We start from the raw sequence: 14,293 nt of genomic DNA, 5'->3' as shown, positions 1-14,293 counted from the left end.
TGAAATTATATATACTCAATGAAAATTGGAATCAGACTAGGCGACGCAGATGTAGATAGAACCCCGCTCCTCTCCTGTTTCAAGGGAGCCGGCTGTAAAGCTCCACTGGAGCTTTACACTCATCACATCAAGTCAACAACGTCTGATACCAATTTTCGCAGAGTATTAGTTACCAAAAACCTTTACACGGTCCCCATCCGCCATATAGTCTTTGTCTGCTGCTGGAGCTGCAATGCTTCCGAATGGTGCTTGTGCACGGAGTTTCCAGTTAGCTGGGATACCGTATTTTTCAGCAACTTGTGCATCAACCAGTGGGTTGTAGTGTTGTACGTTCATGCCGATGTTTTTCTCAGCGAAAGCCAACCACACCGCGTACAAGTTGATACCGTGAGCTTGTTCAGACCAGATTGGGAAGTTTTCAGCGTAAAGTGGGAAGCTTTCTTGCAAGCCTTTGACCACATCTTGGTCTTCGAAGAACAAGATAGTACCAGCACCAGCCGCAAAGCCTGCCAAACGACCTTTTGTGCCTTCAAAAGTCTCTGCTGGTGTTACTTTTTCTAATTCGCTGTAGGCAATTTCGTTCCAGAAAGCATCTGATTCGGCACCGAAAAGTACAACTGCACGGCTTGATTGTGAGTTGAAAGCTGATGGAGATTCTTTCATGGCTTTTTCTACAAGCGCTACTACTTCTTCGTTTGATACTGGCAATTCTTTACCAAGTGCATAGATAGAACGACGAGTTTCTTGAAGTTTTGCAAAGTTTGACATAGGATTTCCTCTTTTCTAATTGTTACTACATAGTAACTTTTATCACTATGTAGAGATTATATACCTATCAAAAACATTAGTCAAGAGTTTTGATTTCTTTTTTATAAAAAAATTCACTGCTTCCAAAGAAACAGTGAACAAGTTTAAAACAAATCATCAAAGAGACTGAGCTGATTATCCTCTGGCATTTTGCCTAGAATACCCATTTCATCCATTTTTTCAACAAGCGTACCTGACAATCCACCACGTTTACGGAGTTCTGTCTTGGAGAGGAATTCTCCCTCGGCACGCGCCGCCACAACCTGCTTGGCTACGTTTTCTCCCAGACCATCCATAGCGACAAATGGTGGGATAAGTGTATCTTCTTCAATCAAGAAGTCCGTCGCATGGGACTTGTAAAGATCCAATTTGCCGAACTTGAAGCCACGTTCCAGCATCTCATTGACCAACTCTAAGGTCGTGTAAAGGTCTTGCTCAACATTTGAGGCTTCGTTGTTCTTCTTCTTGAGAGCGATCTCTTCCATCTTGGCCTTGACTCGATCCAAGCCACCTGACATGGTCGCCAAATCAAAGGCCTTGGCCCGAATAGAGAAATAAGCACAATAATAGTAGATTGGGTGGTGAACCTTGAAGTAGGCTACCCGTAAAGCCATCATAACGTAGGCAGCCGCGTGGGCTTTAGGGAACATGTACTTGATTTTTCCACAGGATTCGATGTACCAGTCTGGCACCTTGTTATCCTTCATGGCTTGGATATAGCCATTTCGCTCTTCCTCGGAAATCTTGAGCCACATGCCCTTCCGCACCCGTTCCATGATGTTAAAGGCCATCTTGGGTGGCAAACCTGCGTGCATGAGATAAACCATGATGTCATCCCGACAGCCGATAACGGTTGATAGATCGGCAATTCCTGCCTTGATCAAGTCCTGGGCATTGCCCAACCATACGTCTGTACCGTGGGATAGACCAGACAGCTGCAAGAGTTCCGCAAAGGTGGTCGGCTTGGTTTCCTCCACCATGCCCCGTACAAAGTTGGTTCCAAATTCAGGAATACCTAGCATACCTGTCGGTGTCCCAATCTGCTCTGGGGTCACTCCCAGAATTTCCGTACCAGAAAAGAGGGCCATCACTCCCTTGTCATCGGCAGGGATGGTCTGCGGATCAATGCCTGACAAATCCTGCAACTTGCGAACCATGGTCGGATCATCGTGTCCAAGGACATCGAGTTTCAAGACGTTCTCATCAATATCGTGGAAGTTAAAGTGGGTGGTCTGCCAGTTGGCCGTCACATCATCGGCAGGATACTGAACAGGCGTAAAATCATAAACATCCATGTAGTCAGGAAATACGATAATTCCCCCTGGGTGCTGACCAGTCGTCCGTTTGACACCAGCCGCGCCAGCAGCCAAGCGTTCCACCTCCACATCACGATAGAATTTGCCATAATCCCGCTCATAGCCTCGGACAAAACCGTAGGCAGTCTTAGCAGCTACCGTACCAACCGTTCCTGCACGGAAAGCATTTTCTTCACCAAAAATATCCCGAACATCCAAATGGGCAGAGGGTTGGTCATCCCCTGAGAAGTTCAAGTCAATATCGGGAACCTTGTCTCCATCGAAACCAAGGAAGGTCTCGAAAGGAATGTCCTGACCATCTTTTTTATACTTGGTCCCACATTCTTCACAGTCCTTGTCTGGCAGGTCAAAACCTGAACCATAGGAACCGTCTGTGATAAATTCACTGTGCTGGCAATTTGGACAGACATAGTGAGGAGGCATAGGGTTTACTTCGGTAATCCCAATCATAGTCGCAACGAAACTGGAGCCGACAGACCCCCGTGAACCCACCAGGTAGCCCCGCTCGTTGGAACGGTGCACCAACATCTGCGACGCCAGGTAAATCACGGCGAAGCCATTACCCAGAATGGAGGTCAATTCCTTCTCAATCCGCAGATCGATAATATCTGGTAGAGGATTGCCATAAATCTCAAAGGCTTTCTGATAGGTCAATTCCGCAACCGTTTCCTCAGCCTTCTCAATATAAGGTGTATAGAGATCGGTCTTGACTACCTGAACATCTTCAAAACGGTCGACCATGGCATTAGGATTGGTAATGACAATCTCTCGCGCCAGACTTTCTCCCAAGAAGGCAAACTCGTCCAACATCTCGCTGGTCGTTCTAAAGTGAGCCTTAGGCAGTGGTGCTGGTTGGGCATTCTCACCATTTCCGATGGTCCAGTTAATCGGTGCCCCTTGACCTAGAGCACGAACAATGATTTCCCGATAGATTTCCTCTTCGGGGTCAATATAGTGAACATTTCCTGTCGCCAAAACTGGCAGACCTGCCCTACGTCCTACCTCAATCAACTGCTTGATGGTTTCTTCAATCTCTGCCATGTCCTTAAACTGCTCCTTGGCAATCATGGGAGCATAGAGGGCAGGTGGCATGACTTCGATAAAATCATAATAGGCTGCCGTTTTAACCGCTTCATCTATCCCTTTGGAGAGCAAGTCATCGAAGACCTCGCCCTCTTGACAGGCTGTTCCCAATATTAAGCCTTCACGATGGGCATTGAGAACGGTCCGTGGAATACGTGGAACTCCCTCAAAATACTTGGTATTGGAAAGAGAAACCAGTTTGAACATATTTTTCAAACCAACCTGATTAATCACATAGAGCGTGGCATGCTTGACACGAGCCTTCTTATAGGAATCCTCCGCAATCAGCTCCGTATTTAGCTGGTTGAGATTGGTCAAATTGTGCTTCTCCAGAGCATCTTTTAGAAAGATGAAGAGCAGGCGTCCTGTCGCCTCCGCATCGTAGTTGGCCATGTGGTGATGTTCAAGAGCAACACCAAACCGCTTGGTCAAGGCCGCCAAACCGTGCCGTTTGTAATCAGGATAGAGATTACGAGCAAATTCCAAGGTATCAATGACAGGCTGGCTAATAATAGGCAGGCCTGCTCGCTCATAGTTGACATTCATGAAACCAACGTCGAAGGTCGCATTGTGGGCAACCATGACGGAATCTTGACAGAAATCTTGAAACTCACGCAGGACTTGTTCCAGAGGTTTAGAACCACGCACATGCTCATCTGTAATCCCCGTCAACTCGGTCGTAAACTGACTCAGAGGATGACCCGGATCGATAAACTCATCAAATTCCGCAATGATATTGCCCTTGTGCATCTTGGACGCTGCAATCTGAATCAAGGCATTATTGACCGCAGAAAGACCGGTCGTTTCCACGTCAAAGACCACATAGGTCGCATCGGACAAGACCACATCCGCCTCATTATAGACAATCGGCACCGAGTCCTCAACGATATTAGCCTCCATCCCGAAGAGAGGCTTAATCCCAGCCTTGCGGGCAGCATGATAGCCATGGGGGAAGGACTGGACATTGCCATGGTCGGTAATAGCCACCGCCTTGTGTCCCCAGGCAGCCGCACGCGCCACCAAGTCTTCAACGGCAGGCAGAGCATCCATAGTAGACATATTGGTATGGGCATGGAACTCCACACGCTTCTCGCCCTCCGGCATGAGGTCCTTACGGATTTCCTTCTTGACCTCTTGGACCTCCTGCACGTTCATGGTCAAATCACGAGTGAAATTATTGGTCTCCACATTCCCTCGCACCCGCAACCAGTTGCCCTTTTTGACCATATCAAACTTCTGGGCCTCTTCCTCATTCTTAGCCCATTTCTGCAAGGTAAAGGACGAAGTATAGTCGGTCATCTTAAAGTTGATAATGACCCGCCCCGTCTTGGTCGTCTTCTGCTCGACCTCAAAGACCAGCCCCTCAAAGACAATCCGGTTCTCCTCACTATCCACCTCAATCATAGGCGTAATCTCAGCCTTTTCAATAGTGACCTTGGCAGGACGATTTTTCTTATATTCTGGGACAAATGGCTGAGCTGCCTCTGGTGGTGGCGCCATTTGAGCCAGTTGTTCAAGGGCTGCCAGATTTTCCTCATTTGCCTGCTGGTAAATTTCCTCATTCTGCGCATGGAAGGCCGCAGCCTGCTGCTGCGTCATCTCCTGACAAACTTCGATATCCACCGCAACATTACCAAAACCAAATCGCTTGTATTGCTCCACAAGATTTGGCAGATGATTCTTCCGAAAATGAACGGTGTCAATGGTTTCAGGACCTTTTATCCACAAAACACCATCTCTATAAGCCACCTCTAATGGCTGAAAAAGAGCCTTGAAGCCTGCACTCTGGCACAAATCTTCCGTAAAAGCTTCTGGATAATATGCTTCTACCAAACCAGCTTCAAAAGCCTCCGCATCGCTGACAATAGAAAATTGAATCTTATTGCCCACCTTTTCAAACTCCGTCGCCAAACGAGCCTTGAAGAGTTGATAGTCCATGAGCGGCAAGGGGGTTTCAAAACGGAAGGTAAATTCCCAAAGTTTGCTGACCTTGTGCAAGACTACTTTCTCAATCGTTGCAGTCGAAAAAGCCCCTGATTGTTGTGCATCAAGAGGCATTCCGATTTGTTGTAGCAAGAGTTGAAACTTATCTGACATACTTATTTCCTTTGTAGTTTGTTAGAAACATTTTACCATAAATGAGGTATTTTTTCCTGAGTTAGGAAGAAAAAACTCTCAGGTTCATTTCCTGAGAGATCTGATTTCTATAGAAATTAGTAGCCTACCAAGCCGCAGCTTCTGTAGGCGCCTCTAAAAAGTCCAGCCATTTTTTATCCTTGACACGACAGAGGGTGACAGAAATTCCTCCCATATCTAGACTAGTCATAAACTTACCTGTTTTTATATAGGAAAGCTTCAGACCTTCTAGTTCTAGAAATTGGCAAATGTCGTTCAAAAAGATTCCTTGCTCAACCTCGGACATAGATCCAAGATTATTGACCAGGAGGATGTAGTCTTCCCCCTCCTTCCAGCGGAATTTTAATTTTAATTTGTTCACAATTTCGTTGGCTAACTGCTCAGAGGATTCAAAACGAACGGTCCGATAGCCTTCTTCTCCATGGATACCGATGCCGTAAGATATTTGTCCCTCCTCCAAATCAAACAAAGGCAGGGCAGCATTGGGCAAATAGGCCGACTTGGTTGCAAAACCGATGGTCGCAATCTCTGTTGCCAGAGACAGTCCCAGCTGTTCCAATTCATCTAAGCTATAGCCAGTAAGCGCAGCAGCTCCTAATATCTTATGAAGTAGAATGGTCCCTGCAAGCCCACGGTGTCGCATCCGAAAATTATCTTTTGTATCAACAGAAATATCATCGTGGGATACAATATATTTCACCGCGATTCCTTCTTGTCTTGCTTGCGCGATGGCTTGACCAAAGGTTTCTAAATCTACCTCAAAGTTTTTTACAATCAGAAAAACTCCCTTGCCCTTATCTACTGCACGAATGGCTGCCAAGACTTCTTCAGCGGTTGGGGGCGTAAATATTTCACCATATACTGCAGCAGTCAGCATACCCTTTCCGACAAATCCAATATGTGCCGGTTCGTGCCCCGATCCACCACCTGAAATAATTGGAACTAAATGGTCATCCTGCACTTTCTGAAGCACAATCGGAAGTCCCTTCACTTTCTTCACTTTAGGATTGGTTCGACAGAAACCATCCAAATAATCTTCAATAATTGTTGCCTGTCCATTTCTAATAAACACCATACATTAACTCCTACAAAATCAAAAACGACTCACGAACAAGAGTCACCATTTGCTTCCAATAACCGTGAATCTGACAAGGCGACTGCATCAGTCCTTCCTTTATCAGTCCAATCCAAGCATTAGCATGATAGAGAATCAAAAAATGCTTATCCTGTTGGGAAATCATTTTCCCCTCCTGGAGCTGGTACTCGTTGATAATTTTCTCCATCAAAACCATAAAGTAGCCTTCTAAATAGCTGACAAAATCATTTTGCCCCTTAATCTCAAAGAGTTGCCTATAGAAAGATTGGTTACTCTCGATGTAGTACAAAAGCTCATCCAGAAGCTTGATTCCACTAATATAGGTCAGATTGTCAGTTACCTGCTCCTGCAATTCTGTCTCAAATATCCAGTCCAGCAACTCATACTTGTCTAAAAAATGGTTGTAAAAGGTTTGACGACGAATCCCTGCTTCCTGCATGATATCGACAACTGATATTTTATCAAAGGATTTTTGGGATAGCTGTTTTTTAAAAGCCTTTGCAATCCTTTTCTTTGTAATCAACGAGGTTGGCATATGATGTCACTTCCTTTCGCTTCCTCTTTATTATACCCTATCATGCTTTTCTTTGGAACAAAAGGGACACATTGGACAATCTGTCCCTTCCTTTTTTCTTTTGGACAATGTAAAATGAAAGCGCAAACAAAAAACAAAGGAGTTTTCTCATGAAAAAAATTATCAATCAACCCGAACATGTCGTTGATGAAATGTTAAAAGGACTTGTCTTTATGCACCAAGATCTTGTCGATCGTATCGATGGATTTGATGTGATTATCCGCAAGGCTGAAAAAACTGGTAAAGTCGGCATCATCTCAGGAGGGGGCTCTGGTCACGAACCTTCTCATGCAGGCTTTGTCGGCAAGGGCATGTTGTCCGCCGCTGTATGTGGCGCAGTATTTACCTCACCAACACCAGACCAAATCTTAGAAGCCATCAAGGCAGCTGACGAGGGAGCTGGCGTCTTTATGGTCATCAAAAACTACTCTGGCGACATCATGAACTTTGAGATGGCACAAGAATTGGCGGAAATGGAGGGCATCGAAGTGGCCAGTGTCATCGTGGACGATGACATCGCTGTGGAAAATAGTCTCTATACCCAAGGTCGTCGTGGTGTAGCAGGTACCATCCTTGTCCACAAGATTCTCGGTCATGCTGCAGAAACTGGCAAATCCCTAGCAGAAATCAAGGAACTGGCTGACCGTCTCGTCCCACAAATCAAGACTATCGGCTTAGCCCTATCAGGTGCTACGGTACCAGAAGTGGGCAAACCAGGCTTCGTCCTTGAAGAGGATGAATTTGAATACGGTGTCGGTATCCATGGTGAACCTGGCTATAAGAAAGAAAAACTCCAACCATCTGCTAAATTGGCTGAAGAATTAGTTGACAAATTGGCAGAAGGCTTTGATATTCAAGATGGCGAGCACTATGGTGTCCTTATCAACGGTCTCGGCGCAACCCCTCTCATGGAACAATATGTCTTTGCCAACGACGTTGCTCAATTGCTGGCTAAAAAAGGTGTGGTCGTTGACTACAAGAAAATCGGTAACTACATGAAATCGATTGATATGGCTGGACTGTCATTGACCTTAATCAAACTAGAAGACCCAAGCTGGATTGATGCTTTGCGGGCCCCTGTTGAAGTGGTAGCTTGGTAGGAGAAAGACTATGGATGCAAAACAAGCACTGCTCTGGATGGAGACATTCAACAAAAAAATTCAAGAAAACAAAGATTATTTGAGCGAACTCGATTCTCCAATCGGAGATGGAGATCACGGGGGCAACATGGCGCGCGGAATGGCTGCCGTCATGCAGGAGCTATCTGAAAAAGACTACGAGAGTGCTGACCAAGTCTTTAAGGTGGTTGCCATGCAACTTCTCAGCAAGGTTGGCGGTGCTTCCGGTCCTCTCTACGGCTCTGCCTTTATGGGGATTTCCAAGGCTAGCCAGACTGATACTGATTTGGCAGATGTGCTACAAGCAGGTTTGGACATGATCCAAAAACGCGGCAAGGCTGAATTGGGCGAGAAAACCATGGTAGACGTGTGGATTCCTGTTATTTCTGCCCTAAGAGAAAGCCAGCTGACAACGGAAATTATCCATAAAGCCGTTCAAGGGACAAAGGATATTGTTGCAACCAAGGGCCGTGCATCCTATGTTGGGGAAAGGTCTATTGGACACATTGATCCAGGCTCTTTCTCATCTGGACTTCTCTTTGAAGCCATGTTGGAGGTGGGACTATGACAAAGGTTGGTATCTTACTCGTATCCCATTCAAAAAATTTGGCCCAAGGAATCATTGACCTCGTATCTGAAGTCGCAAAAGATATTCCCATCACCTACTGTGGCGGACTAGAAGATGGTAGCATCGGTACTAGCTTTGAAATCGTACAAGAGCGAGTTGAAGCAAACCCTGCTGATACCCTCCTTGCCTTTTTCGACTTAGGTAGCGCCCGAATGAACATGGAACTTGCTGCCGATTTCACAGACAAACAAATTCTTATCCAAACCGTACCAGTTGTCGAAGGTTGCTATACTGCCGCAGCTCTCTTACAGGCTGGAGCCGATTTAAACACCATCCTTGACCAATTACAGGAGCTTGAAATCAAAAAATAAATACAAATTTAAAAGCCGAGGTATAAAACTTCGGCTTTTTGTAATTACTTATTCAAAATATTAAGGGTTTCAAGCAGTTGATCTACATGAACTTCAACCGTGTCGCCTGTGCCCTTGATTTTCACTTCAACAATGCCGTCAGCTGCTTTCTTACCGACAGTCACACGGATTGGCAAGCCAATCAAGTCACTGTCAGAAAACTTAACGCCGACACGCTCATTACGGTCGTCAGTTAATACTTCATAGCCTGCACCAACCAAACTTGCTTCGATAGACTGAGTCAATTCCATTGCCGCTTCATCTTTGACATTAACTGGAATCAAATGCACATCAAACGGTGCCAATTCTTTAGGAAAGTTGATCCCCCAAGCGTAACGGTATTCGCCTTTTGGTGTCTTGTTAACAAAGAGGCGAGCGTGTTGTTCAAGAACTGCTGACAAGAGTCGGCTAACACCGATTCCGTAGCATCCCATGATAATCGGCATAGAACGACCATTCTCATCCAAGATGTTGGCATTCATGCTATCTGAATAGCGTGTACCGAGTTTGAAGATGTGACCAATCTCGATACCACGGGCAAAGTTGAGAACCCCGTGTCCATCTGGAGAAGGCTCGCCTTCCTTGACTTCGCGAATATCCACATACTCAGTCACTTGGAAATCACGTCCTGCATTGGCACCTGTGTAGTGAAAACCGTCTTCGTTGGCACCAACTACAGCGTTCTTCACATCTTGAACCTTGCGGTCTGCAATAATCTTGATGTTTTCTGGCAAGCCGATTGGTCCAAGGGAACCAAAACCTGCACCGAAGATTTTTTCCGCATCCGCTGGGCCTGCTACATCGAAGAAATCTGCTCCAAGGTGGTTTTTCAACTTGACATCGTTAACTTGATCATTGCCAACAAGGAGGGCAACAACTGGCTCACCGTCTGCCATAAAGAGCATGGTTTTGATAGTTTGCTCTTCCGCGACATTCAAGAAGGCAGCAACTTCGTCGATGGTTTTGGCATCTGGCGTCGCTACTTTAACCAAATCTTCTTCGACGACAACTGCTGTACTTGGTTTGTACTCACTCGTTGCCATCTCTAAGTTGGCAGCGTAGCCAGATTCGCTAGAGTAGGCGATGGTGTCTTCACCAGACACAGACCATGCCAAGAGTTCTTCCTTGATTGCTTCAAGAACATCCTCTGGGATTTCATCAAAAGAAGCAACCGACTTGTCCAAGACAACCCAACGGTCCAGATCAGTACGGTCTGGTGTAATAGCCATAAACTCCTGGCTGTCCTTACCGCCCATGGCACCTCCGTCACCGATAATGGCCTTGAACTCCAATCCTGCACGAGTGAAGATTGCCTCGTAAGCCGCCTTGTAGTCATCGTAGGTCTGGTCCAGACTCTCATAGCTAGCGTGGAAGCTGTAGCCATCTTTCATGATGAACTCGCGACCACGGAGGAGACCATTACGAGGACGTTTTTCGTCGCGGTATTTTGGCTGGATTTGGTAAATATTGAGTGGCAACTGCTTGTAAGATTGCACCGCATCACGCGCCAATAGTGTCACCGTTTCTTCGTGGGTTGGACCCAAGATAAAGTCAGAACCCTCACGGTTTTTGAGCTTGTAGAGGTCATCACCGTAGGTTTCGTAACGACCTGACTCACGCCAAATGTCCGCTGACAAGAGAGCTGGTGCCAAAAATTCAATAGCATCAATCTTATCAAACTCCTCACGCATGATATTTTTTGCTTTTTCAATCACACGGTTAGCCAAAGGCAAATAGCTGTAAATACCAGCAGAAATCTGACGGACATAGCCCGCACGCAACATCAAAGCGTGGCTAATCACCGACGCATCCGAAGGCATCTCCCGCAAAGTAGGGATAATCAATTTAGACTGTTTCATATTTTAAGATACAAAGGGCGTGGAAACCAAAGCAAAAATAGGAAATCATTGCAGTGTGCTAACACACAAAATGATTTATCTTTTTTGCACGGGTTTCAGCCCGCATTCAATTCCTTTCGTAGTTTACTTGATTGGAAGACAAAGAATTAGCTTTTCAAAACCCTCGCTGACGCTCGAGTTCAAATCTGAAAACTCTCTGTTCCTTTCTTTTTCCTAGTTTTCAGAATATCCTGCGTTTAGCACGCATTCAATTCCTTTCATAAATTTCAAATTATCTTAGAAGAAGACTCTTATAATATCATTCCAAGTGACTACTATCATAAGAACGACCATAACGGCTACACCTGCTAGAGTGATATAAGATTCCGTCTCTGGTTTGAGTGGTTTTCTGCGAATGGCTTCTAGGATATTCATGACAATCTTCCCACCATCCAAGGCTGGAATAGGGATAAGATTGAAAATACCGATATTGATTGATAGCATAGCCATCAGGTTAAAGACTGAAACCCAACCATTTGCAGCAGCCTGATTGCTGACAGAATAAATGGCAACAGGTCCACCCAATTGCTTAACATCAAAATTGGCAATCAAGTTTTTCAAGGCAGTCACAACAATAACTGCTGTCGCACCCGCTTGCTGGAAGCCCCCAATAATCTTATCAAGGAAACCAGTTTTTAAAATCGGTGAAATTCCAATTCGGTAGCTATCGTCAACCTTCTCAGCAGTAACTGTGAGCGATTTTTCAGTCCCCTCATGTTCAACAACCAAATCAAAACTTGGAGCTGTAGAGGCTTCTGAGGCTGCCTGACTAATGATTGTAGCAATATCTGTGTAAGTATCCGTAGCTTGACCATTGACCGACAAGATTTTATCACCTGTCACCAGACCTACATTCTGTAAGGCACCACCGTCTGTAATACTAACGGCATTACTGGTAGGATCTGCAACTCCGCCTTGCGCAAAGACAAGCATGATGAAAATAAAAGTTCCAAGAATAAAGTTGTTCATGGGACCCGCAAAGTTGGTCATCAACCGTCCCCAGACTGTCGCATTTTGATACTGAACATCAAGTGGAGCAATCCGAACTTCTGTTCCATCTTCCTCTACAATCGTGGCATCGTGATCAACCGTATAGGTCTTGCTTTCTTCCAAGACCAAGCCTGTGATTTCCAATTTTTCCTCGAAGTCAAAACTGGTTACATTCATTGGCAAACTGAGACTATCCAGTTGCTTACCAGACAAATTAATCCGCGTCACAACACCAGCTTCATTCAAGCTGAGGCTGGCAGGACTACCTGTCTTAATCTCTGTCTTATCTTCACCCCATCCAGCCATTCGAACATAGCCACCTAGGGGAAGGATACGGATGGTGTAAAGTGTCCCATCCTTACCTGTATGAGCGAAAATTTTGGGACCCATCCCAATCGCAAATTCCCTCACAAGGATACCAGCTTTCTTGGCGAAGTAGAAATGACCAAATTCATGGACAACCACAATCACACTAAATATAAATATAAATGCTAAAATTCCCTTCATAGTACCTCCTTAAAACAGTCCAAAGAAGTGCATGATTGGGAAAACAAAAATCATACCATCGAAACGATCTAGGATACCACCGTGTCCTGGAATAATTTTTCCAGAATCCTTCACACCAAAATGGCGTTTAATAGCACTTTCTACTAAGTCTCCGAATTGTGAGAATATCGAGAAAATCACAACCAACAACAACATCATGCCAAATGAATAGCCCGCCAACAAGGACTTATCGACAATCAAGAAAATGATAGCAACTACCACCGCAGAAAGAATACCGCCTACAAAGCCTTCAACCGTTTTATTCGGTGAAACCTTCGGCAATAATTTTCTCCGACCAATCTGACGACCGATTAAGTAGGCACCAATGTCTGTTGCCCAGACTAAACAGAGGGCAAAGAAGACTTTATTGAGCCCAGCCATACGAGCCAGTATCAAACTATGAAAGCCGATACCAACATAGAAACTTGATGCAATTGGAAAGACTACATCGGAATAGTTGTAATGACCGATATTAAAAACCGTCGAACCAAGCAGTAAAAATACTACAATGGCGTAGGCTGTGTAATTTCCATCCGTCGGTAAAAATGTCAGATAATTCTGGAGCGGAAGAGCCAAGACTAAACTGGCCAACATAGCTAAGACACCCTCGATAGAATTAGGTGCTAGGCGGTGCATTTTAATCAATTCAGCCGTAGCAATGATGGCTAACAGGCCTACAAAAAATTGAAATGCCATCCCACCAGCCAACAAAAAGGGAATGAAAATAGCTAGAGCAATGCCGCCAAATATCACTCGTTTCTGTAAATCGTTTGTCATACCTTCTCCTTATACACCGCCAAAACGTCTGTGGCGACGGTTGTATTCTTTAATCGCTAATTTAAGTGCTTCTCCATCAAAATCAGGCCACGCAATATCTGTAAAGTACAGCTCGCTGTAGGCTGTTTGCCACGGCAGGAAGTTGCTAAGACGAAGTTCACCACTTGTACGAATAACTAGATCGGGATCGCGTAACGTTGGTGATAAGGTTCCTGTATAGAGGTAATCCGCTATTAATTTCTCATCAATATCTCCAGGATTGAACTTGGCATCCAAGACATCTTGCGCAATAGCCTTGACTGCGCGAGTCACCTCATCACGACCGCCATAGTTAAGAGCGAAATTGAGAATCAAACCAGTGTTACTCTTTGTCTTTTGTTCGGCTTTATAAAGCGCATTGAGAGTCGGGACAGGAAGTTTTGAATGGTCACCAATCATCTGAATTTTGACATTATTGGCATGGAGTTCAGGAACATACTTATCATAAAACTCCACAGGTAGATTCATGATAAACTTCACTTCTTTTTCCGGTCGAGACCAGTTTTCTGTAGAAAAGGCATAGACAGTTAACACCTTTACTCCCAAATCAGAAGCCGTCTTGGTAACCTTTTGCAGTGCATCCATACCAGCCTTATGCCCCATAATACGTGGCTGCATCCGCTTTTTCGCCCAACGGCCATTGCCATCCATAATCACAGCGATATGCTTAGGGACTTCAATTGCTGTTTCAATGCTTTCTTTCTTTTTAAAATTAAATTTAAACATGGTATTTTCCTTATTGTATAATCGTTTCATTATACCATATTTTTACCTAGGATAGCAAAAATCAGGCAGGGCTAAAACAAGAGAAAACCAAGGTTTCCCTCGGTTTTTCATCCTTATTCTTCAATTGCAGCTTCCCGACTTTATCACTTTATTTTTCCACGATCCGCTTCAATCGCTTGATAGAATTGGATTTTTTAAGTATTTTTTGT

Annotated in this window: 11 protein-coding genes; 3 read left to right on the top strand and 8 right to left on the bottom strand. The window is 44.9% G+C overall.

Annotated elements, in window-relative coordinates; all coding sequences use genetic code 11:
• Window positions 1-165: 165 nt before the first annotated feature.
• The 4 genes from P7J58_RS08755 to dhaS all read right to left on the bottom strand — a co-directional run bounded on the left by P7J58_RS08755 (window position 166) and on the right by dhaS (window position 6,973).
• Window positions 166-768 (bottom strand): nitroreductase family protein, encoded by a 603-nt coding sequence (locus P7J58_RS08755; protein ID WP_408556159.1) that lies wholly within the window; start codon window positions 766-768, stop codon window positions 166-168.
• A gap of 143 nt (window positions 769-911) precedes the next feature.
• Window positions 912-5,303: a PolC-type DNA polymerase III gene (locus P7J58_RS08750; protein WP_408556158.1), complete on the bottom strand. Its 4,392-nt coding sequence runs from the start codon at window positions 5,301-5,303 to the stop codon at window positions 912-914.
• A 124-nt stretch (window positions 5,304-5,427) separates the two neighbouring features.
• Complete coding sequence (dhaQ, locus tag P7J58_RS08745; protein ID WP_408556157.1) at window positions 5,428-6,417, bottom strand: DhaKLM operon coactivator DhaQ; 990 nt, start codon at window positions 6,415-6,417, stop codon at window positions 5,428-5,430.
• A gap of 10 nt (window positions 6,418-6,427) precedes the next feature.
• Window positions 6,428-6,973, bottom strand: a complete 546-nt coding sequence (gene dhaS / locus P7J58_RS08740) for a dihydroxyacetone kinase transcriptional activator DhaS (RefSeq protein ID WP_408547333.1) — start codon at window positions 6,971-6,973, stop codon at window positions 6,428-6,430.
• Between the two features lie 149 nt (window positions 6,974-7,122).
• Here dhaS and dhaK point away from each other — a divergent pair, with 149 nt between their 5' ends.
• From dhaK to dhaM, 3 genes are read left to right on the top strand one after another with little or no spacing between them, the layout of a single operon-like run.
• Entirely contained in the window at window positions 7,123-8,112 is a 990-nt protein-coding gene (gene dhaK / locus P7J58_RS08735) for a dihydroxyacetone kinase subunit DhaK (RefSeq protein ID WP_408556156.1), read from the top strand.
• 10 nt (window positions 8,113-8,122) lie between these two features.
• Window positions 8,123-8,698 (top strand): dihydroxyacetone kinase subunit DhaL, encoded by a 576-nt coding sequence (gene dhaL, locus P7J58_RS08730; protein ID WP_099877536.1) that lies wholly within the window; start codon window positions 8,123-8,125, stop codon window positions 8,696-8,698.
• Window positions 8,695-9,069 carry a dihydroxyacetone kinase phosphoryl donor subunit DhaM gene (dhaM, locus tag P7J58_RS08725; RefSeq protein WP_099877533.1) on the top strand — a complete coding sequence of 125 codons (375 nt, stop codon included), beginning with the start codon at window positions 8,695-8,697 and terminating at the stop codon, window positions 9,067-9,069. The genes dhaL and dhaM overlap by 4 nt, the downstream gene beginning before the upstream one ends.
• Window positions 9,070-9,113: 44 nt before the next feature.
• Here dhaM and P7J58_RS08720 read toward each other — a convergent pair whose 3' ends face one another.
• From P7J58_RS08720 to P7J58_RS08705, 4 genes are all read right to left on the bottom strand, one after another.
• On the bottom strand, window positions 9,114-10,967 hold the full coding sequence (locus P7J58_RS08720; RefSeq protein WP_099831332.1) for a proline--tRNA ligase: 1,854 nt from the start codon (window positions 10,965-10,967) through the stop codon (window positions 9,114-9,116).
• 276 nt (window positions 10,968-11,243) lie between these two features.
• Window positions 11,244-12,503 (bottom strand): RIP metalloprotease RseP, encoded by a 1,260-nt coding sequence (gene rseP / locus P7J58_RS08715; protein ID WP_099877529.1) that lies wholly within the window; start codon window positions 12,501-12,503, stop codon window positions 11,244-11,246.
• 9 nt (window positions 12,504-12,512) lie between these two features.
• Window positions 12,513-13,319 (bottom strand): phosphatidate cytidylyltransferase, encoded by an 807-nt coding sequence (locus P7J58_RS08710; RefSeq protein WP_002940117.1) that lies wholly within the window; start codon window positions 13,317-13,319, stop codon window positions 12,513-12,515.
• Between the two features lie 9 nt (window positions 13,320-13,328).
• Complete coding sequence (locus tag P7J58_RS08705; protein WP_013730586.1) at window positions 13,329-14,084, bottom strand: isoprenyl transferase; 756 nt, start codon at window positions 14,082-14,084, stop codon at window positions 13,329-13,331.
• Between the last annotated feature and the right edge of the window lie 209 nt (window positions 14,085-14,293).

It is taken from the genome of Streptococcus suis (assembly GCF_046032535.1).
Lineage (GTDB): Bacteria > Bacillota > Bacilli > Lactobacillales > Streptococcaceae > Streptococcus > Streptococcus suis_AK.
The sequence above is the reverse complement of the archived record's forward strand: the minus strand, read 5'-3'. Positions and strand labels throughout refer to the sequence as shown.